The sequence below is a fragment of the Pseudalkalibacillus sp. A8 genome (genome assembly GCF_045920555.1).
GTDB lineage: Bacteria > Bacillota > Bacilli > Bacillales > Fictibacillaceae > Pseudalkalibacillus.
In genome coordinates this window covers 845,394-865,875 of the sequence record NZ_CP174509.1, presented here as the reverse complement: position 1 = coordinate 865,875, position 20,482 = coordinate 845,394, and the positions used below count along the sequence as shown (strand labels likewise).

General features: G+C 41.7%; 20 protein-coding genes and 1 pseudogene. 7 read left to right on the top strand and 14 right to left on the bottom strand.

Annotated features, from left to right (window positions below; genetic code table 11):
* Positions 1-372 precede the first annotated feature (372 nt).
* From ACJROX_RS04550 to ACJROX_RS04495, 12 genes are all read right to left on the bottom strand, one after another.
* Entirely contained in the window at positions 373-1,890 is a 1,518-nt protein-coding gene (locus ACJROX_RS04550) for an aldehyde dehydrogenase family protein (RefSeq protein ID WP_408009578.1), read from the bottom strand.
* Between the two features lie 92 nt (positions 1,891-1,982).
* Positions 1,983-2,756, bottom strand: a complete 774-nt coding sequence (locus ACJROX_RS04545) for an enoyl-CoA hydratase-related protein (RefSeq protein ID WP_408009577.1) — start codon at positions 2,754-2,756, stop codon at positions 1,983-1,985.
* Positions 2,757-2,770: 14 nt separating this feature from the next.
* Positions 2,771-3,547: an enoyl-CoA hydratase/isomerase family protein gene (locus ACJROX_RS04540; protein WP_408009576.1), complete on the bottom strand. Its 777-nt coding sequence runs from the start codon at positions 3,545-3,547 to the stop codon at positions 2,771-2,773.
* Positions 3,540-3,848: an EthD family reductase gene (locus ACJROX_RS04535; RefSeq protein WP_408009575.1), complete on the bottom strand. Its 309-nt coding sequence runs from the start codon at positions 3,846-3,848 to the stop codon at positions 3,540-3,542. Before ACJROX_RS04535 ends, ACJROX_RS04540 begins: the two co-directional genes overlap by 8 nt.
* A gap of 17 nt (positions 3,849-3,865) precedes the next feature.
* Positions 3,866-4,375, bottom strand: coding sequence for a 1,2-phenylacetyl-CoA epoxidase subunit PaaD (paaD, locus tag ACJROX_RS04530; protein ID WP_408009574.1), 510 nt, complete (start codon positions 4,373-4,375; stop codon positions 3,866-3,868).
* 412 nt (positions 4,376-4,787) lie between these two features.
* Positions 4,788-5,573: a 1,2-phenylacetyl-CoA epoxidase subunit PaaC gene (gene paaC, locus ACJROX_RS04525; protein ID WP_408009573.1), complete on the bottom strand. Its 786-nt coding sequence runs from the start codon at positions 5,571-5,573 to the stop codon at positions 4,788-4,790.
* Positions 5,573-5,926, bottom strand: a complete 354-nt coding sequence (gene paaB / locus ACJROX_RS04520; protein ID WP_408009572.1) for a 1,2-phenylacetyl-CoA epoxidase subunit PaaB — start codon at positions 5,924-5,926, stop codon at positions 5,573-5,575. Before paaB ends, paaC begins: the two co-directional genes overlap by 1 nt.
* 20 nt (positions 5,927-5,946) lie before the next feature.
* The gene (paaA, locus tag ACJROX_RS04515; protein ID WP_408009571.1) at positions 5,947-6,915 is read right to left on the bottom strand and encodes a 1,2-phenylacetyl-CoA epoxidase subunit PaaA; all 969 of its coding nucleotides are present in this window, start codon (positions 6,913-6,915) and stop codon (positions 5,947-5,949) included.
* A 94-nt stretch (positions 6,916-7,009) separates the two neighbouring features.
* On the bottom strand, positions 7,010-8,341 hold the full coding sequence (gene paaK / locus ACJROX_RS04510) for a phenylacetate--CoA ligase PaaK (protein WP_408009570.1): 1,332 nt from the start codon (positions 8,339-8,341) through the stop codon (positions 7,010-7,012).
* A gap of 282 nt (positions 8,342-8,623) precedes the next feature.
* Positions 8,624-8,953 carry a hypothetical protein gene (locus tag ACJROX_RS04505; protein WP_408009569.1) on the bottom strand — a complete coding sequence of 110 codons (330 nt, stop codon included), beginning with the start codon at positions 8,951-8,953 and terminating at the stop codon, positions 8,624-8,626.
* A gap of 125 nt (positions 8,954-9,078) precedes the next feature.
* The gene (locus tag ACJROX_RS04500; RefSeq protein ID WP_408009568.1) at positions 9,079-10,074 is read right to left on the bottom strand and encodes a lipoate--protein ligase; all 996 of its coding nucleotides are present in this window, start codon (positions 10,072-10,074) and stop codon (positions 9,079-9,081) included.
* Positions 10,075-10,187: 113 nt separating this feature from the next.
* Positions 10,188-10,925, bottom strand: a complete 738-nt coding sequence (locus ACJROX_RS04495; protein ID WP_408009566.1) for an MBL fold metallo-hydrolase — start codon at positions 10,923-10,925, stop codon at positions 10,188-10,190.
* A 151-nt stretch (positions 10,926-11,076) separates the two neighbouring features.
* Between ACJROX_RS04495 and ACJROX_RS04490 the strand changes: the two genes are divergently transcribed.
* The 6 genes from ACJROX_RS04490 to ACJROX_RS04465 all read left to right on the top strand — a co-directional run bounded on the left by ACJROX_RS04490 (position 11,077) and on the right by ACJROX_RS04465 (position 16,925).
* On the top strand, positions 11,077-11,721 hold the full coding sequence (locus tag ACJROX_RS04490) for an SDR family oxidoreductase (protein ID WP_408009565.1): 645 nt from the start codon (positions 11,077-11,079) through the stop codon (positions 11,719-11,721).
* Between the two features lie 421 nt (positions 11,722-12,142).
* On the top strand, positions 12,143-13,417 hold the full coding sequence (locus tag ACJROX_RS04485; protein WP_408009563.1) for an ABC transporter substrate-binding protein: 1,275 nt from the start codon (positions 12,143-12,145) through the stop codon (positions 13,415-13,417).
* A gap of 118 nt (positions 13,418-13,535) precedes the next feature.
* Positions 13,536-14,438: a carbohydrate ABC transporter permease gene (locus ACJROX_RS04480; RefSeq protein WP_408011575.1), complete on the top strand. Its 903-nt coding sequence runs from the start codon at positions 13,536-13,538 to the stop codon at positions 14,436-14,438.
* Positions 14,439-14,454: 16 nt separating this feature from the next.
* Complete coding sequence (locus ACJROX_RS04475) at positions 14,455-15,267, top strand: carbohydrate ABC transporter permease (RefSeq protein ID WP_408009562.1); 813 nt, start codon at positions 14,455-14,457, stop codon at positions 15,265-15,267.
* 11 nt (positions 15,268-15,278) lie between these two features.
* On the top strand, positions 15,279-16,022 hold the full coding sequence (locus ACJROX_RS04470) for an MBL fold metallo-hydrolase (protein ID WP_408009560.1): 744 nt from the start codon (positions 15,279-15,281) through the stop codon (positions 16,020-16,022).
* Positions 16,023-16,139: 117 nt separating this feature from the next.
* On the top strand, positions 16,140-16,925 hold the full coding sequence (locus ACJROX_RS04465) for an HAD-IIA family hydrolase (RefSeq protein ID WP_408009559.1): 786 nt from the start codon (positions 16,140-16,142) through the stop codon (positions 16,923-16,925).
* 47 nt (positions 16,926-16,972) lie between these two features.
* Here the strand turns inward: ACJROX_RS04465 and ACJROX_RS04460 are convergent, their stop codons facing one another.
* Positions 16,973-18,907: a lamin tail domain-containing protein gene (locus ACJROX_RS04460; RefSeq protein ID WP_408009557.1), complete on the bottom strand. Its 1,935-nt coding sequence runs from the start codon at positions 18,905-18,907 to the stop codon at positions 16,973-16,975.
* Between the two features lie 397 nt (positions 18,908-19,304).
* Between ACJROX_RS04460 and ACJROX_RS04455 the strand changes: the two are divergent.
* A pseudogene (locus tag ACJROX_RS04455) lies at positions 19,305-19,801 on the top strand (MgtC/SapB family protein).
* A 15-nt stretch (positions 19,802-19,816) separates the two neighbouring features.
* Here ACJROX_RS04455 and ACJROX_RS04450 read toward each other — a convergent pair.
* Positions 19,817-20,383 (bottom strand): glycerol-3-phosphate responsive antiterminator, encoded by a 567-nt coding sequence (locus ACJROX_RS04450; protein WP_408009556.1) that lies wholly within the window; start codon positions 20,381-20,383, stop codon positions 19,817-19,819.
* Positions 20,384-20,482 lie beyond the last annotated feature (99 nt).

The following is a 20,482-nucleotide window of genomic DNA, read 5'->3' as shown; positions in this document are numbered from 1 at the left end:
TGGGTATGTTTTTGCTGATTGTCGTGATTTTTTTATGCTTTGCTAACCATTCCTGTTGATTTTTCACGAAATTCACTCCCTTTCCGTGGGCGATCCGCAAGCTCCCTCACTTGCACATGGATCTCAACACAAAAATGAAATCATTTTCGTGTCTGCGATGAGAATTCTTAGAAGCTTTCCTTATGCTGGCTTCGACGTTTACCAATAGGACGTGGTGTTTTTTAGTCGAAGATCCTTTTAAAGCGCGGGGTCTCGCCCTGGCTCGCTTTTCCCGCTGGAGTGTCGTGAATTTCCTTTACAGTTCAACAATTAAATGCAATACAGTTGAAGGCGAGCAGCCTGGAAAGGTGCTCGCCCACTAATTCACTTAGGTTACACTCCGAACGGATTCAACGGCTTGCCTCCAACATAAGAGATGACACTCTTCGTTTCAGTATACAAATCAAGCGTTTCGATACAAAGCTCTCTTCCGAATCCAGATTGCTTGTAACCCCCGAACGGTGTACCAGGGAATGCTGAGAATGGAGAGTTGACCATTACCGTACCAGCCTTCAACTTAGAAGCGACACGGTTTGCTCGAGCATGATCCGTCGTCCAGATTGCAGCTGCAAGACCGAAAATCGTATCGTTCGCAAGCTTCAGCACTTCTTTTTCATCGCTGTACTTCATGACGACAACGACTGGTCCGAAGATTTCTTCTTGTGCAATTTTCATGTCATTCGTCACATTCGTGATGACTGTCGGCAAGTACCAATGTCCGTTTTCAAATTCTTCGACCTTTGCACGGCCTCCACCAACAAGTACTTTGGCGCCTTGCTTTTCAGCCTCTTTCACATAGCCATCGATCACTTCAACCTGGCTCTCGCTGATGATTGACCCGATGTGTGTTCCTTGATCAAGCGGATTGCCGAGCGTAAGCTTCTTCGTCTTTTCAATGAACTTTTCCATGAACTCGTCATATACGTTTTCGTGAACGAAAAGACGAGATCGTGCTTCACAGGATTGTCCTGTGTTATAGAAAATACCGAATAGGGAGCCGTCGACAGCTGCATCCATGTTCGCATCTTCAAATACGATGTTCGGTGATTTACCACCAAGTTCTAAAGTCACTCGCTTCAATGTTTCAGAAGCTTTCGCCATGATGTCTTTACCAGTACCGGTCTCACCAGTGAAAGCGACTTTATCGACACCAGGGTGATCCACTAGGTGTGAACCTACAGTCGATCCAGGTCCAGTGACGATATTGACAACACCTTCTGGAACACCTGCTTCATGACAGATTTCCGTTAAAATGATTGCTGTAAGCGGCGTCAAGCTTGCAGGTTTCAATACGATTGCGTTACCTGTAGCGATTGCTGGTGCTACCTTCCAAGAAGCCATCATCATCGGATAATTCCAAGGGATGATCTGTGCACAAACACCGATCGGTTCGTTCGAAGTCGTATTTGTAAAAGGTCCAGGCATATTGTTCACATGTCCGCGATGGCCAACAATTGCACCTGCATAGAATTCAAAGTTTTCAACAGCTTGCATCACTTGGCCTTGAGCAGCAGTCAATGACTTCCCGCTATTCAGCACTTCCAGCTCGACCAATTCATTGAAACGGCTGCGCATGATTGAAGCAATTTTATTCAATACACGAGCGCGTTTTCCAACAGGGTATTTCGGCCATTTACCATAGTCAAAAGCATTTCGAGCTGCTTCAACTGCTTTATCTACGTCTTCTGTCCCAGCTTTCGCCACTTGTGCAAGGGCTTCACCAGTTGCAGGATTGTAAGTAGTGAATGTTTCTCCAGAAACGCTGTCGACCTGTTGTCCATTGATGATCATCTTGTACGCTTCACGTTTCATTTCTGTTGCGACTTGTTGTTGTTCCTTAGTTGTACTCATTGATCAGTCACTCCTTTAATTGTAGTTAGTATTTTCATGGATGAGATGATTCGGCCAGCGCCAAATCTTTACGGGCGCTTCCGCTTTTCTTATTAGCAGCCTTTAAATACAGGCTTTCTTTTCTCTAGAAATGCTTGTATCCCTTCAGCATGGTCTTCTGTCTGACCTGCTGTACGCTGGGCATACGCTTCGTTTTCGAGCATTTCACTTAGATCTGCATCCCAGCTTTTCAGTAAGTATCTCTTGATCAAGCCGATCGCTTTCGTTGGTTTATGTGCCAAGTTTTCCGCAAATGCTGAAACTTCCTCTTCCCAACGATCAAGCGGAATGACTTTCGTTGCCAACCCCAGGTCCTTTGCCTCCTCTGCTGAGACCTTTTCCCCCATCACCGCGAGCTCAAGTGCTTTCGCATGGCCTACTAATCTAGGAAGATAAAAGAGGTTTCCAGAATCGGGTACAAGACCGATATTAATAAATGCTTCTATAAAACTAGCTTTATCTGAAAGCAATCGAAAATCACACGCTAAGGCTAAACTCATCCCCGCACCAGCAGCAACACCATTAACAGCTGCGATGACTGGCTTTTCAAAGCTGGCCAGCTTTTCAATCATCGGGTTGTAGCCTTTACGCAGTATTTCCCCAAAATCCGCACCTTCTTTAACCCCCGCCAGATCTTGTCCCGAGCAAAATGCTTTTCCGTTACCTGTTATGACTAAACAGCGAACACTGCCATCTCTCTCAGCTTCTTTTAAAGCTTTTGTTATCTCTATGTTCATCTGTTCAGTAAAAGCATTGTATTTTTCCGGGCGGTTCAATCGAATCCAGGCAACATGACTTTCTATTACATATTGAATCGTTTCATACATAGCTAGACCGCTCCTTACTTTCCTCTGAATTGTGGGCTTCGTTTTTCTACAAATGCCTTCATGCCTTCCTTCTGATCCTCTGAAGAAAACAGGAGGGAGAAATTCTTCCGTTCATATTGCATCGCTTCATAAACGGAGTAATCGACGGACTTGTTGACAGATTCTTTAATCATCCGTACAGACAAAGGTGCTTGTTTTGCGATTTTACGAGCTAGTTTCATGGTTTCCTCAAAAACAAGTTCTGGTGCTACGACACGATTGACGACACCGTTCTCATTCGCAAATTTCGCGGTCATATATTCACCGAGCCACAACCATTCAAGTGCTTTTGCCCGGCCCATCAATTTCGTAAGTCGAACGGTCCCGCCAGCTCCTGGCATTACCCCTAAGTTCACTTCAGGAAATCCGAATTGCGCGTTTTCACCTGCAACGATCAAGTCACAGCTCAATGCAAGCTCGAATGCGCCTCCAAGGCAATAACCATTCACTGCTGCGATGATCGGCTTTTTCACCCATGCGAGACGATCCCATTCAGCGAATTGATTGAGGAGTTCCAGCGAAATCGCATCATCCTCTGCCATTTCAGCAATATCCGCTCCTGCGGCAAAGACTTTCGCATTTCCGGTAACGATCATGATCGACACGCTATCATCACGGTCCCACTCCTCCATCGTTTGAAGGATTTCGGTGACCATTTTTCGATTCAAAGCATTCAATACTTTTGGACGGTTCAGTTGAATGACACCAACGCCATCTTCAGTCCAGGTTTGAATGGTCTCCTTATTACTCACCGTCGACTTCCTCACCAATCATCAGTGTCACCAAGTCACCTGCAAATCCCATGAGGTCCTTTCCAGAAGCTTTTGCTTCGTCCGTTTTCATTGCTGCCTTCAATGCATCATGATCATCGTAGTACATTTCACAAAGGAGGTGATAGTCACTAGCTCCCATTGGAGACCCGACGATTTTCGTCACTTCCATTTTACGAAGTCCGGGTATCTTAGCTGTAATAGGTCCGTGTGTGTTGAAATAGTGCTCGTCAAATTCCTCTTTGTTTTCTGGATTCTTGTAAAGTGCGATTAATTTTACCATTATATATACACCCTTTCTTATTCGTCGCCTATGTTGGCAACGGGTTTCATTGCTTCAAATGGATTCTTGCAGCTTCTGCAATAGAGAATGCAGCGACAGGCAGTCGGCCCGAAAAGATTCTCCATTGTCGTATACACCGAGCCGCAATATGGGCACGGGATTTCCCACGGTTCTCCTGGTGTATGGTTTGCCGGAGGAGGCGATATACCGAATTCTTTAAGCTGTTCTTTCCCTTGGTCAGTAATACGGTCGGTCGTCCAGATCGGCTTGGATAAAAAGGTCACTTCAACCTCAGAAACACCTTCAACTTCAATGACGGCATTTACGATATCCCGTTGGATGATGCCGAGTGCCGGGCAGCCTGTGAAGGTTGGAAGGACTCCGACCTTTGCCGACATATCTACGACTTCAACACCTTCAACCATTCCAAGATCCAAAATACTGACAGAATCGATTTCAGGGTCAGTAACAGCTTGGAGGACATCATAAATCGTGTCTACCAATTGTTTAGATTCAATTCCGGTCATCGTAACCCTCCTCTCAGTTTGATTTTTTAAAAAAAGCATTGTTGTTGAGGTCTACGAAATTCACTCCCATTCCGCAGGCTTAAGAAAAGCGGAAGCGACACGCTTAGTCACGTAGGTCACTGGAAGACTGACGAGGAGGCTGTTGCCGCCGCAGGAAGTCTGAAGTGATCCAAGTGACTGGTCGCTGAGTTAGACATTACTTCTCTGAATTACCTAATTCCGAAAGCCTCCTCACTTGCACACGGATGGGCTGGCTTCGACGTTCACCACAGGGACGTGGTGGTTGTTAGTCGAAGATCCTTAAAGTGTGGGGCATTGGAAGACTCACCTGGCTCGCTTTTCCCGCTGGAGTACGTGAATTTCGCTTATACTGTATATAAGTGTCACGTTCTATGACAATTCGGATGATGTATTACCAAGCGACTTTTGGATTCGTCTCATAAACCTCGGAAAGCGTAGACAATGCTTGATTGAGGTCTTCTGTATGTTCACCCTGGCGGCCATTTCCTTTTGTCATGCCAAGTTCACCAGGTAATGGAGCAGCAATTTGTTCAAATGTCTTTTCCATATGTGCAAGCCATTTCGACCGCATTTCCTCTTCACTCTCGATGTATCCTTTACTGACCATATCTTCAGCAAGTGGTCCAAGCGAAAGTACGCCGTCCATCTCGTTCCAGCATCTTTCAATCGCTGCGGTCATACGTTTTTTCGCTTCATTAGTGCTTGTCATCAATTGCTTGAACCATGTCTCCCAATGCATCAAGTGGTATTGCAGCTCGATCAGCACTTTTGAAGCAGAATCGGTAAGAGGTTCATAGCTTGATTGTTTCAAAGATTGCATGCGGATTTTTTTATGGACAGAGTAGAAATAGTTCCGTACGACCGCAAATGCCCAGTCGAAGTTCGGCTGTTCAAGATACGTCCCTTCTCCATTCTTCTCTTCTAACAAAACTGCATTTCTGAATTTTTCTGGAGATCTAAGGTGCGACAGCTCATCAGCTTTCCCTTCCCCTAATTCCTCAAGAAGGGTATAAAACTTTACTGCATGCCCCATCATATCCTGATTGATAGAGGAATAGGCCACGTCCTCTTCGATATGAGGAGCAAGCCCGAGCCATTCAGAGCCTCGGTATGCCAGGATGAAATCATCATCCGCCAGGGAATAGAGCAGTTCCACTAGTGCCTTATCCTGTGCCATTACTCTTTTCCTCCCTTGCTGTTGCTAAGTAAGCTTTGTTCTGTGAATTGTTCTTGTTGGTATTTACGCCATTTTTTCTTTAAATATCCGTATCCCTTCGTTTCACGGTACTCTTTGTTATTCAACCGCTTCAACATTTCACGTTCCTCTTGGGTCATCGTACGGATGTTATCTCTCTTTGCCACCCAAATGTCAGCTACAGGTTCACGGCGGAAGAAATTTTCCCTTGCCATGATCAAAGCCATTTCTTCATTAGGGGCTAGAAGACTGAACTGGTGCTGCAGCGGGCTTTTATCTGTCTTTTTACTGAACACCTCATATACACTGTAAAAACCGTCTTTTTCTTGGTTCAATGGTTTCCCTCCTCGTCCGTCTAAACTGCCTTCGATGTTGGATTCAAGGCCTCGCGCACCCAGGCATTGTTTTCGTAAGAAATCTTGCGAAGCTCCAGTCTCTCTTTCGATTGCGGACCGTTTCCAGTTACGATTTCCTTGAATTCACTCCAATCCGGATCCTGATAGACCCACAACCCTTGTTCTTCATCAAAATGGATCGTCTCATCCGGAATCGTCAGGCCGAGGGACCAGATTCTCGGTACATATTTTGTGAAAAACTCCTGGCGAAGCTCTTCATTCGTCTTCTCACGGATTTTGTATCTCATGTTCTTATCGACGTGGGAAGTCGATGCATTCTCCTTGCTCTTCGGTCCAAAGAACATGAGAAGTGCTGTCCACCAGCGGTTAAGCGCATCCTGTAACAAATCACGTTGTTCAGGCGTTCCTTCTGCCAGCGCCATAATAATACTTTCACCGTGCTGTGCATGGAAAACTTCTTCAGCACATATTCGCTTCAAAGCTCTTGCATATGGACCGTAAGAAGAGTTCAGCATCATGCTTTGTGAAATGATCGCTGCTCCATCAACCAACCAAGCGATGATCCCAGCGTCTCCCCATGTAGGCGCTTTCATATGAAACACATTGTGAAACTTCAATTTTCCTGAGAATAAGTTCTGCATGATGTCTTCACGATTCATGTCAAGTGGTTCCATCAAGTCTTCTGCTACACGCAGCAACAGCTGTCCATGGCCCATCTCATCTTGTACTTTTGCCATGATCGCCAATTTACGATGTAAAGATGGGGCTTTCGGTACCCATTCCTTTTCTGGAAGCGCTCCCATAATTTCGCTGATTCCATGCATGGAAATCAAACGGATCAAAGATTGACGGTAATCATCAGGCATCCAATCGTTCGGTTCGATCTTTTCTCCTGCGTCAATCCGGTTCAAGAAGTGTTCGTACTTCTCTTCCTCTGTCAACTGATCGAATGATTTTTCGATAGTCATCTATTATCACCTTCCGAGTATTACGTTTATTTAACGTCATTATAGAATATCGTTATAAATAATTCAATCCTTTTACTAACTTTATATAAATATTCTACTGCTGTAATACTTTCTCTTCTCTAAGATCTACGATTCTGACCGCCTTTCCTTCCGATCGTGGAATTGAGCCCGGTTCCATGATCTGCACCTGGATGGAGACAAGGCAGTTCGACTTGATCTGATGCTGGATCCGCCTTCTCAACTCGTCCATATTAAGGTACTCCATGTCCCCTGCGCATTTTTCAAAAGTGGCTTTATTGACTTCCACCTGTAATTCAATATGATCCATCGTTCCGTTTTTCTTTAATAGGATTTGATAATGCGGGACCAATTCTTCAACCTGCAGCAAGCAATTCTCGATTTCAGAAGGGAACACATTCACTCCGCGGATGATCAGCATATCATCGATCCGACCCTTCACCCTCGACATTCGGACAGAGTTTCTGCCGCATTTACAAGTTTCACGATTTAGCGCAGCGATATCACCGGTACGATAACGGATGATCGGGAATGCTTCCTTCGTCAGGCTCGTGAAGACAAGCTCGCCATATTCCCCATCTTCTACTGGTTCCAGCGTTTCTGGGTCGATTACTTCAACGTAGAAATGGTCGTCTGCAATATGTAAGCCGTCTTGTGCTTCGTGGCATTCGATCGACACTCCAGGGCCTATGATTTCACTGAGCCCATAAATATCGATCGCTTTGATATCAAGCTTCTTTTCAAGCGTCTGCCGCATTTCTTCCGACCAAGGCTCCGCTCCGAAAATGCCGAATTTAAGACTTGTCTTTCGCGGGTCTTTTCCCATCTTTTCCATCGTTTCAGCAATGTTAAGGACATAAGAAGGTGTTCCACAAATGACCTGAGGCTGGAAGTCCTCAATTAGAAGGATTTGACGGGCAGTATTCCCGCCTGAGATCGGGACAGTCACCATCCCTAGTCGTTCAGACCCATAATGAAGACCTAAACCTCCAGTGAACAACCCATATCCGTAGGTATTATGCAATACACTTCCTGGTTCTCCGCCAGCTGAAGCAATGGCACGAGCTACGACCTCACTCCAGACTTCGATGTCACTTTTCGTATAACCAACGACCGTCGGCTTTCCACTTGTCCCCGAGGATGCATGAAGACGGACCATTTCTTTCTGATCGACCGCAAAAAGGCCGAATGGATAATGATCCCGCAAATCCTTCTTTTTCGTAAAAGGGAGTTTCTTCAAATCTTCGAGACTTTGGACATTGTCTGGTGTCACGTTCTTTTCATCGAATTTTTCTTGATAAAAAGGAACATTCTCATAGACAGCACGAACTGTTTTTTGCAGCCTTTCAAGCTGAAGCTTTTCTTTGTCTTGCTTATTCATCGTTTCTTTTTCCACATTATAAATCATCTTACCCCTCCTTATATAACGAAAAAATCTCGATACATGATAAATACGGTATATAAAAACAGTATAAGGAAAGCGTTTTCTTGTGTCAATTTTCAGATAATTGATTTAAGCCGGAATCAGCCAATTATTTTAAGTTCCTACTGATATATCTTGTGTTTGCACCTGATTTTCTCTCAATTGCTCTGAATAATTTCAATTTTGCACCGAATGAGCCCAAGTATATATCGATCCCCTGAAATAAAAACTAAAAAAAACTCCCTTTCTCAAAAAGGGAGGCTGATTTTAAAAATAAGGATATGGGTAAAAAGGATATGGACGGTAATAAGGAAGCAACGATAATGCAGCTATAGCTGCTAATGGGAGCAAGAGCCCTCCGAACCTTCTGAATCTTGGCTGCCTGGTATCATTTCGATCGTAAGTTTCCGGTTCCATCATTTCAGGCACGAGAAGTTCTACTTTATCCTTTTTCAAACCCATGACGATCGCGTCGAATTTTTTGCCGTCCTTCGTTTCAACCAATACATGATATTGCTTATATTGTTTACATTTGTCGTACATGTGTTTTGCCCGCTCATCATCTCGGATCGATTCGTCATAATGTTGTTCTGACATTATTCATCATCCCCTTTCTCACAATGTCATGATATTCACCCAGAAGATTGATGTGCCTATTTTTTTAAAAACGTGAAATAAAAAAAAGCACCTACACTTGTAGATGCTTCGGTGTTTCTAGATGATTAATGAATCAATTGTAAAAACTGTTCTCTCGTGATTTTTCCTAAATAATGGCCGATGTCAAGATCGGCTAATGCTTTTTCGATCTCTTCGTAATCATACCGTACTCCGATGAGGCGTGACTCGATATCCTCCACATCTCCAACGCCGAAGAAATCACCATAGATCTTACATGCTTGGATTGTATTTTTCACAACATCCAAACGAATATCCAACTGACCTGCCCCCTCAAAACGGTGAGAATGCTTCACATTGAATTTAGGTGACTTTCCGTAGTTCCAATCCCAGTTCTGATAACGTGCTGCTGAAATTTTACGAATGATTTCCCAATCTTCTTCAGACAGTCGATACTGTGGAATCTCTTTTTCTTCTTCAAACAGATAACGGAGCAGGGTTTCTTTGAATTGTTCGGTCGTCATGTCTTGGTCAAGGTGCTCACGTATATTCGTAACCCGACTCCGGATCGATTTGATCCCCTTCGATTTTATTTTATCCATATTCACATTCAATGCAGAAACGACATTCTCAATTTGAGAGTCGAACATGAGTGTACCGTGGCTGAACATGCGGCCTTTCGTTGAAAACTGAGCATTCCCGGAAATTTTCTTCCCATCGACGAGAATATCGTTCCGTCCGCTCAACTCTGCTGGAACACCTAGTCTATGAAGAGCTTTGATGACCGGTTCTGTGAATTTTTTAAAATCATGAAAGCTGTTGCCATCATCTTTCGTAATGAAACTGAAATTCAAGTTCCCATGATCATGATAGACCGCTCCTCCACCGGATAGTCTCCTGACTACGTGTATTCCATTTTCCCGGACATACTCGGAATTGATTTCTTCCACCGTATTTTGGTTTTTCCCGATGATGATCGATGGTTCATTGATATAGAACAATAGATATGTATCATTGATGTCCAAATATTTAAGCGCATATTCTTCAATGGCCAGATTCACTCTGGGGTCTGTGATATTTTCGTTATCAATAAAAAGTAACATGCTTGTCCTCCTTTACCAATATTTTTGGACTGTTTACCAATATTTTAGAGACCATTACCAATATTTTTACACTGTTTACCAATATTTGTTGTATTTGTATGCAAAAAGGCTAACTATTCCCCTTCCCAGACGAAACCTTCTTCCGCCAGGACGACATCCCCATGAAATTGTTCCTTAGCCTCAGGTACTAGCTGTTCGAGTTCGCCGAAATGAGGCAGATGGGTCAAAATCAGCTTTCCAACTCTCGATTCCCTTGCAACAATCCCCGCTTCTTCGCTTGTCATATGACCAACGCTCGTACCGTCCATCCCCTTGTAAAGATTAGATTCACACAGTAAAGTATCTGCGCCGCGGAAGAAAGGAAAAAATTCCTCCTGGAAACTCGAGTCAGCTGTATAAGCTACCGTGTGGCTACCGCCTTCAATCCGCATAGCATAACACGGGACGGCGTGTTTCGTCTGTAAAAAGGCAATTTCAAACGGACCCACTGATATCGGCATAGCCGGGTTGTATTCTTCTGCAGCCGTAAACTCTTTATAAGTTAACTTTTTGAATTCCGTTTCGTTAAAACGATGTCCGTAGATCGGCAGTTTTGCTAATGTCTTACCAGTATGTGATTTTACTAACCTTCCGAATTGCAAAGGACCGATATCTGCAATATGATCAGCATGGTAATGGGAGATGATGACTGCATCAAGGTCCTCTACAGCTATGTAGGACTGTACTTTTGAAAGGACGCCGCTTCCACAATCAACCAATAAATTGAATCCATCCTCCTGTAACAAATAACCTGAGGTCGCTTCGCCGACTTTCGGAAATCCACCCCAACAACCGATGACGGTTACTTTCACGTATCTCACTCCATTCGGTTTACTCCTATAAATTCTATATAACACAAGACACTGCTATTAGTATACCGCTAACCCTCATACAAAATCGTTTATATTCTTTGATTTTGTGGTAAATAATAATTATGTTTTCATTGAAAGGAGTTTTGACAGGATGAAAGTACTTGTAGTAGGAGCAAACGGTGGTACAGGCCGCCATATACTTAGAATGTTAGGTCAAAGCAATGACCATCAGGCCGTTGCAATGATTCGCGATATTACACAGTCTGCTAAACTTGAGGAATTTGGAATCAGTGAAACCGTGTTGGCGGATTTAGAAGATGAAGTTGATCATGCAGTTGAAGGCTGTGATGCAATTCTCTTTGCCGCTGGTTCTGGATCGAAGACTGGACCTGAAAAAACGATAACAGTGGATCAGGAAGGAGCGATCAAGCTCATAAAGGCTGCAGAGAATCATGGCGTAAAACGATTTGTCATGCTGAGTACGGTCGGAGCTGATGACCCTGAATATGGATCTGAGAGTATGAGACATTATTTCGAGGCGAAGAAAAAAGCGGATGACGTATTAAGAGGAAGCTCACTAACCTATACGATCGTCAGACCAGGCAGACTCTCTTATGAAGCTGGCATTGGTAAAATCAGAGCAGCAGAAAAGCTCGATGACTACTCAGGTGATATTCCACGTGAGGATGTAGCAAGAGTGATGATCGAATCGTTGACCCTGGAGAACACATATGGCAAAGCATTCGAATTCCTTTCCGGGGATAACGATATCGTAAAAGCATTGAAATCGTTATAATAATGATGAAACCGGACTGTCCCAACTTTGGGCCAGTCCCGTTTTTTTTGAAAACTTGTAATTGTCCTGATAATTTGGAATTTTGTCTAGTTAATCTTCAATCTTGTCCTGATACTTAATTCTTCACTTATCCCCTGTAAAATGATTCCTTTCACAAATAAAAGTTGAAGGCATTACGAATAATCTTAATCTTCTAATTAATTTGAAAGCGCCTTCAAAAAATGATTGCTCTTGGTAAAAAATTGTTATATTATTATTAATAATCAAATGAATACCGGACATGTTATTGTCTTCGGGTAGAGATGAGGAGAACCCTGTGAGCAATAAAGTGTATTACATTTTTTATGTAGTACTTTTTATTGTTCATAGGGCTTTATTTATTTAAATATATAAAAGCGACATTATTAAAGGAGGAGTATGAATGAGGGTCAAGTTGTTGACATTGTTTACTGTATTGCTGGTTATTCTTGCAGCTTGCAACAACGGAGGGGCGGACAAGGAAGTTACAGAAATAGACTTCTGGTTCCCTGTTGCTGTTGGTGGGGATGTTGCTAAGATCGTGGATGGTTTAGTTGCAGACTTTGAAGAGGAAAATCCGGATATCAAGGTCAATGCAAGGTATGGAGGGAGTTATTCGGAAACGATGACTCAGGTGATGGCTTCTGTTCAAGGTGGTAATCCTCCAGAATTAGCAGTCTTATTTTCTATCGATCTATTTACTTTGCTAGAGAATGATGTCATTGAAGAAATGACGCCTTTGTTCGATGAAGAATATTTCAATGATTTCTATGAGGCTTTCATGGCTAACTCGAAAATTGGCGATCAGGTTTATAGCCTGCCTTTCCAAAGAAGTACTATCGTCCTTTACTACAATAAAGATGCCTTTGCTGAAGCGGGCCTTGACCCGGAAGCCCCTCCAAAAACTTGGGATGAGCTAGTTGATTACAGTAAAAAACTAACGGTGAATGGCGGTAAGGACCAATGGGGGCTTGAAATTCCTAGTACAGGTTATCAATACTGGATGTTCCAAGCCCTAGCATTGCAGACTGAAGGAAATATCATGTCAGAAGATGGAAAAGAAACTTATTTTGATAAGCCGTTTGCAAAAGAAGCAATGCAATTCAATCTCGATTTAAGCCAAAAGCATGAGGTCATGCCTAAAGGTACGATTGAATGGGCGACAGTTCCATCTGATTTCTTAAGCCAAAGAACGGCGATGATGTACCACACGACAGGAAACCTGACCAATGTAAAGCAAAATGCGGATTTTGATTTTGGTGTAGCTTACTTACCTGCCAACAACCAATATGGTTCACCGACTGGTGGCGGAAACATTTATCTATTCAAAGACATTCCGGAAGAAAATAAAGAAGCAGCAATCAAGTTCATGAAATTCTTAACGGATCCTGAGCGCGTTGCCCAATGGTCGATCGATACTGGTTATGTTGCTACAAGAAATTCTGCTTACGAGACAGATAAGTTGAAAGAATATGTACAAGAATTCCCACAAGCGACCATTGCGCGTGAACAGCTTGAATATGCTGACAGTGAATTGGCCACCTATCAAAATGGGGAAGTCCAAAAAATCTTGAACGATGCAATCCAATCGATTTTAACAGGAAAAAGCACAGTAGATGAAGGATTGGAAAAAGCTCAACAAGAAGCAGAAAAAGTTTTGGAACCTTTCCAGGACTAAATAGAAATGTGGAGAAGCTCGGATTAAAACCTTGTTGATTTGGGCTTCTCTTTACTAAAGATTGGAGGTTTCAAGTAAACTGATGGCTAACAAACAATACGCACCCACAAGTAAACTGATGGCTATCAAACAAAACGCCCCTAAGAGAAAACTCAGTTTCGGTTTCAAACAGAATATTTTCGCTTATTTATTATTACTCCCATCTTTTATATTCTTATCGTTATTCACATTCTATCCTACACTTAAATCCATTCATTTAAGTTTTTATAGTGGACCAATGACCAGGCTCCAAATTTCTGGCCTTGATCAATATAAAGAGGTTTTTACGGATGACATTTTCAAAAAAGTGATGCTGAATAACCTATTATTCATTATTGGTACTGTTCCAACCAGTCTATTTTTGGCAATGTATTTAGCGATATGGCTAAACAAAAAAATGGCGGGCAGTGCCCTGCTAAGAACGTCATTTTTTTATCCGACAGTCATCCCGTTGATCGCTGTTGCAAACATCTGGTTGTTCATTTACACGCCACAATATGGACTTCTGGAAAAATTCTTACATATGTTCGGAGCAAGTGGTCCAAACTGGTTAGGTGATCAAAGTACAGTTATGATTGCCATGATTATCATGATCATATGGAAAGATACTGGATTTTTTATGATTTTTTATTTAGCCGGTTTACAAAATTTGCCGAGAGATGTATATGAAGCTGCCATGATAGAAGGAGCGAAGCCTTTTCAAATATTCCGGCATATCACCTTCCCATTACTTATGCCGACAACGCTTTTCGTCATGATCGTAGCGATTACAAATGCATTCAAGAATGTAGATCATCTATACATCATGACCAAGGGCGGCCCAGACAATGCTAGTAATCTATTGCTTTATTATATTTATGAAGTAGCCTTTACGAATTGGGATCTTGGTAAAGCAGCGGTATTGACCGTCGTATTAATCACTGTGCTATTAGGTATCACGGCATTCAATTATTTATTTTTAGATAAGAAAATCCATTATTGAGAAAGGAGGAATCTCTTTGTATAAAAAGATTAATTTTTCCGTTATCGTCATTTTGGGACTCGTATTCTTCATTCCATTACTATGGGTTTTCATCACCTCGTTTTCTACAGGGAGAGAAGTGATAAGCAGCTCCTTTCCCCTTTGGGTATCCAATCCCACCTTCCAGAATTACATAGATGCATGGAATGCTGCCCCCTTTCTTACTTATTACGCGAACACATTCATCATCGTATTCGGTATCTTGATCGTCCAATTATTTACCATCACACTTGCAGCTTATGCATTCGCCAGAGTGAATTTCAGAGGTAAAAATGGATTGTTCATCTTATTCTTACTACAATTGATGATCCAGCCGGAAATTCTCTTGTTCCCGAACTACCAAGTTATGAGTCAATTAGGTTTGGTGGATTCGAAGCTTGCCGTAATGCTTCCATACTGGGCTTCTGCCTTCGGTGTATTCCTACTAAGGCAAACCTTCAAGCAGGTTCCTTTTGACCTGGATGAAGCTTCTAAAATAGACGGCTGTAAATGGTGGCAAACATTATGGCATGTGTATGTACCGTCTGCAAAGCCGACTTATATTGCATTCGCATTGGTTTCTGTCAGCCATCATTGGAGCAATTTCATGTGGCCGTTGATCATCACGAATTCCGATGAAAATCGTCCATTGACTGTCGGGCTTGCAAAATTTGCCCAATCCTATGAAACAGGAGCTCAATGGGGAATGGTGACAGCAGGGACGGTAATGGTCATCTTCCCATTGCTGATCGCATTTTTTATTTTCCAAAAACAGTTTGTATCCAGCTTCATGCATTCCGGAATTAAATAGGTGGTGTAAAAATGGAGATACATTTTCTTGGGACTGGCAGTGCCTATCCTGGTAGTGAACGAGATAATACTTCACTTTGTTTTTCAAATGATGGCTATCATGTGTTGATCGATGTCAGTGGGAATCCATGCAGGAAACTGAAACAAATCAATGTGGATCTAGAAGAGCTTGACTCCGTCATATTTACCCATTTCCACATCGATCATATATACGGCCTCCCTTCGTTATTATGGGGAATGTGGCTTGAAAACAGACATAAGCCACTGACGCTCTATTGTGATGAAAGGAATGAGGAAAAACTTCATCAGTGGCTGGATACTATGGAAGTTTATGAATGGGGTATACAGTTTCCGCTTCATATAAAGACATTCAATGGTGATCATATTGAAGAACTGATAATAAATGAAAATTTGCATATTTCTTGTTTTCCAGCACTCCATTCTGTACCTACCATTGGGTTAGAAATAAGATATGACGGTAAATTAATCATCTATTCAGGAGACAGTGAAGTAAATTCATACATCCAGACATATGAATATATAGATGTATTAATCCATGAGGCGACCTCTGCTAAGAAGACTGATCCAATTCATACAAGTTTACCAGAGATATCTGATTCCTATGAACTTAAGTCGATTGGCAAAGTGATACTGGTTCATTTAAGTGACAAAGAACCTTATGATGAGGAACTCTCTAGATTAGATATTACAGAGAAGGTCCAAACAGCCGAAGAAATGATGTGTATCAACGTATAAAAAAATAGCATACAAGGATAGAGAATAGGAGAATCCCTTGGGCAATGAATAATCCAATTTTTTAATTGGATATTTCGTCAGGCTCAAGGGATTATTTTATGGATAACGGAGGATAAGATGAAAGAAATCAAGGGTTATATTTTTGACTTGGATGGTACGATTTATCTCGGAAACCAGTTAATTAAAGATGCAGATGTTGTAATCAAAAGTCTTCAAAAAGAAAGAAAGCAAATTTTGTTTTTGACCAATAAAACAATTGAATCCAGACAGAAATACGTGAAAAAGTTAAGGAACTTCAATATTGATGTGACCATAAACAATATCTTGAACCCGACATTGACATTGATCAATTATTTGAAGACTAACCACCCTGCCTCCACCCTATATGTCATTGGCGAACAGATTATAAAAAATGAGATTATGGACGCTGGGTTTCCCATTGCCCATACCCCTGAACAGACAGATATTGTGATTCTTTCATGGGATCGTGACTTTCATTATGAACATTTAAACTTTGCATACCAGGCAGTTAAGAACGGTGCGAAAACGATTGCTACCAATCCAGACAGAACTTGTCCTGTCGAGTTTGGCGAAGTTCCAGATTGCGGGGGAATGATCGGAGCATTAGAGGGGGTCACAGGAAAGAAAATTGATGTACAAATTGGAAAGCCTTCTGTGTTGACGGTAGAGGCTGCAATCAATATTCTCAAGCTTCCACCCGAACAATGTATCATGATCGGCGACCGACTTGAAACAGATATTCGGATGGGGATAGATGCCGGGATGAAAACAGCATTGGTCCTATCTGGGGTTACGCTTGCTGGCGAGGTCCCAACCTCTGAATGGCAACCAGATTATGTGTTTACATCGGTGAAAGGAATATTATTCAATAAAGTGATTTAAGGATAAAAAAGGAGAACGGTATGACCGCCCTCCTTTTTTATAACCTCTTAATATTCTTTGTCATCTTTCATCAATTTTTTCATATCGATCTTCAGCATGCGGTCCATAGGGTAGGTGGTGGTATATCTGTATTTATTTGCTCCGGATTCGAAAACGACATAAAGTTCTTTTTGAATCTCGACAATTCCTTCCGGCATCGGAATTGCTACGATACTTTGTCGCGGCTTCGAAGTTGCACCATCTAAGAACCAAAGAGGGACTTCTTTTCCATTCACTTCAACAGTATCATGTGACTCTTCGTTTAGTGGATATTCATAACGGTATAGGACGCTGTCATTCCCTCTTCCATAGGAGGTGCTTAGCGTAATCCCATTGTTCGCTGCCTTTTGCACGATTGCACCTTGGACTTTTCCAGTAGTCGACAATACATAATCAGGTGTTGCTGATTGGGCCGGATCACCATTCCAATGCTCATCTGACAAGTTGTCATTGTTGCGTTCAAGATTGTAGCCAACCATCCAGGCATAGTGCATTTCGCCCTCACGGTTCTCGATATGGTGTGATGGGTCAGTAGGATAAGAGTTTGCTTCATAAAACTCCCCAACCCAAAGAATTCCTTCATCATATACAGTATAAGCTGCATGTACCGGGACAGGTATTTGTTCGATGAATTGGATCTCTCCATTATTTTCAACAGTAACTAGATCGCTGATTTTCATTTGGAACAAGTATTCCTCTGAAGAAATCCATACGTGGTCCCTACTGACAGTTACTCCTCCAGCGTGCCCTGTATATGGCGTACCATCTGTGTTGTACAATAATACAGATTTGATTAATTTCCCACTGGTTGCATTCGTGACAGTCAATGTTCCAGGACGTCCATCATCCAAATAACTGACTGTCAGCAACCAATCCTTTTTCTTATAATAGGTAAGTCCCTGTGGCACGAGATCCTGGACCAAACCTGCTATGATCGGACCACCTTCACTGATATCCCAAAGATCCTGATACTTGGGGTCTTTATGATGTGAGGAACGTTCCACCTGTGTGATGATCTGATGGGCTGGTGTTACAATCATAGGAACCGATTTTTCTGACACGTTCCCTGAAGTGTCTTCTGCTGTCATTTCGATTACATAATCCCTATTACCGATAAGGGAAGATAAAGTGAATTCATTTACCGATGGGTCTACCGAGAATTCTAAGTCCCCATCCTTGTAGATATGATATCGGTAAATATCAGTTTCTGAATCCGGGTCCCATGTCAATATCGCTTCGCCATTTCCAGCCGTCAAATTCATATTGGTTGGTACCTCAGGAGCCACATCATCCTGTACCGGGCGAGCTGGCGCTTGATCCTCGATGATCCATCCCGGTGTCGGTTCCTGGTGACCCGCTAACTTCTTCATGGTCACGGTCCCATCTTGTGGGTAGCCGAAGATTATTGATTTTTTCAAAGATACATCATTGCCTGTATAATTTGCTCTAACGACTTCAAGGCCCTGAGGATCAAATACGGCTACCGATCGGGAACCGCTGTTAACTAAACCAGGGATATCCTCTAAAATTCGAACCTGGGCCTCCTCAAAATACTTACTTTTGTAAGACATGAAGTAATTGTAATTGAAGGCTTCTAATGAAATCGGTCCAATTTTTTCTGTTCTTGTCCAAAAAATCTGTGTATCCCATGGTTCAATGATTAAAGATTCGGTAATTACTGCATTCCAATTATAAGATTCGATTTTGTATCCTTTTAAATCGATAGGTTCACTGCTATTATTATAGATTTCCAGATGCTCAAAGGCGTCATAACCAGCATAGTTGTCAGTGTTAGGAACTACTTCTGTAATAAGCAATGGTGGGATAGTGGGACTTCCTTCTAATGCATTTGTCTTATGAGGCGGAGCTACTGAAAATATAATGCCCATAACCAGTACAAACGAGACGAAATACATTACCAACTTGTCAAAATTTCTTTTCATACTTATCTTCCTTGAATAAAGTGTTTTCTTCCCCTGCTTGATACCGGCCCAAAAAATAAAACCCCATGACGATTAAAAAGTATTACAATGGATGTAATACCAATTAATGTCACAGGGTTCTCTTCTTCTCTACCCTAGACAAACTTTGTCTTGGAAATTATTTGATTATCTTTATGATACAGGAGTGATTCAGATAATACAATATAATATTTTAAATTTTCAGAATTATACAATTTCAATTTTACTAGAGTTGCTTTATCATCTATTTATAAATCTAATAGATATTTTAGGGAAGAGTAAAAGAGACCACCCATAGTGCAATTCTATCTTAGTAGAATTCGCTTTATGGTGTGATCTTTTATTTATACTCATTACGTCAAGTTTAGAGTCCGCGATAATGGAATATATCATTGATTTTTTTTGGGCATATGAGTTTTATTTCAGAATCTTGATAAGTGCTATTCTTGGGTTTTTGATAGGCTGGGATAAACTTCAAAAAATAAACCTGCGGGACTAAAAACCTATACCTATGTAGCAGTTGCATGTACGTTGATTACATTGGTTTCTATTCAGAGTGCAGAAGTTCTTAGTGATGATAACAGTGGAAAAATGATGGACCCTATGAGGCTTGCTGCTCAAATTGTCTCTGGATTAGGCTTTTTAGGCGCAGGTGTCATTTTAAAAGATGGATTACGTGTCAAAGGACTGACTTCTGCCGCTATGATTTTCTATGTAGGAGGCATCGGTATCGGTGCTGGGTTTTATGGGATTGTCATTTTTGCTACCGTTATCACCTCCGTCATAACGAGAATCGGGAATTTTTTTGAAGAACATAATATTAACCGATGGTTTACACAGAAAAATAAATCGAAAGATATTGAAGAAAACTTTTAACGATGAAATAGGAATCTATAATTCTAGATTCCACAATTTAGGATCACCAGATGAGATAGCCAATGCCCCTGCTCTCAACCCATTCAGTATTTCTTCTTTACTGCTTACTAACCCGCCAGCTATGATTGGCAGGTTCGTCAGTCTTGTCAACTCATCAATCACAGATGGCATCAAGCCAGGTAAGACCTCGATAGCATCTGGTTTACAATTATGGGCAATTTCGATTCCTTTTTTCAATGCATTTCTATCAATTAGAAATAGGCGTTGGATCGTCATTAATCCTTCTTCTTTTGCATACTTGATCAGGTTGCTTTTAGTCGTAATAATCCCCATAGGTTTCCAGACTTCAGCTATGTAAGTGATTGCACTCTTGGTATTTGACAGACCCTCGATAAAATCGATATGTACAAATGTCATTTTGTCCGCTTTTTTTAATTGATCCAAATAACCTTTGGTAGTGATGATGTCTCCAGTCAAAACAAACGTAATATTTGAATTAGAGTTGATGGCTTTGTCCAAATCTCTTTCTCTTTTAATAGAAGAGATGACTTGTGATTGAACGATATCGACAATATTAGGCATCTTTAATCTCCCCAATCTAGTTGTGTACATTGTATTAATGTAATAATGAATTCTTAATATTGTGAAATTAATTATAACACATTCAAGATAGCGTATTGA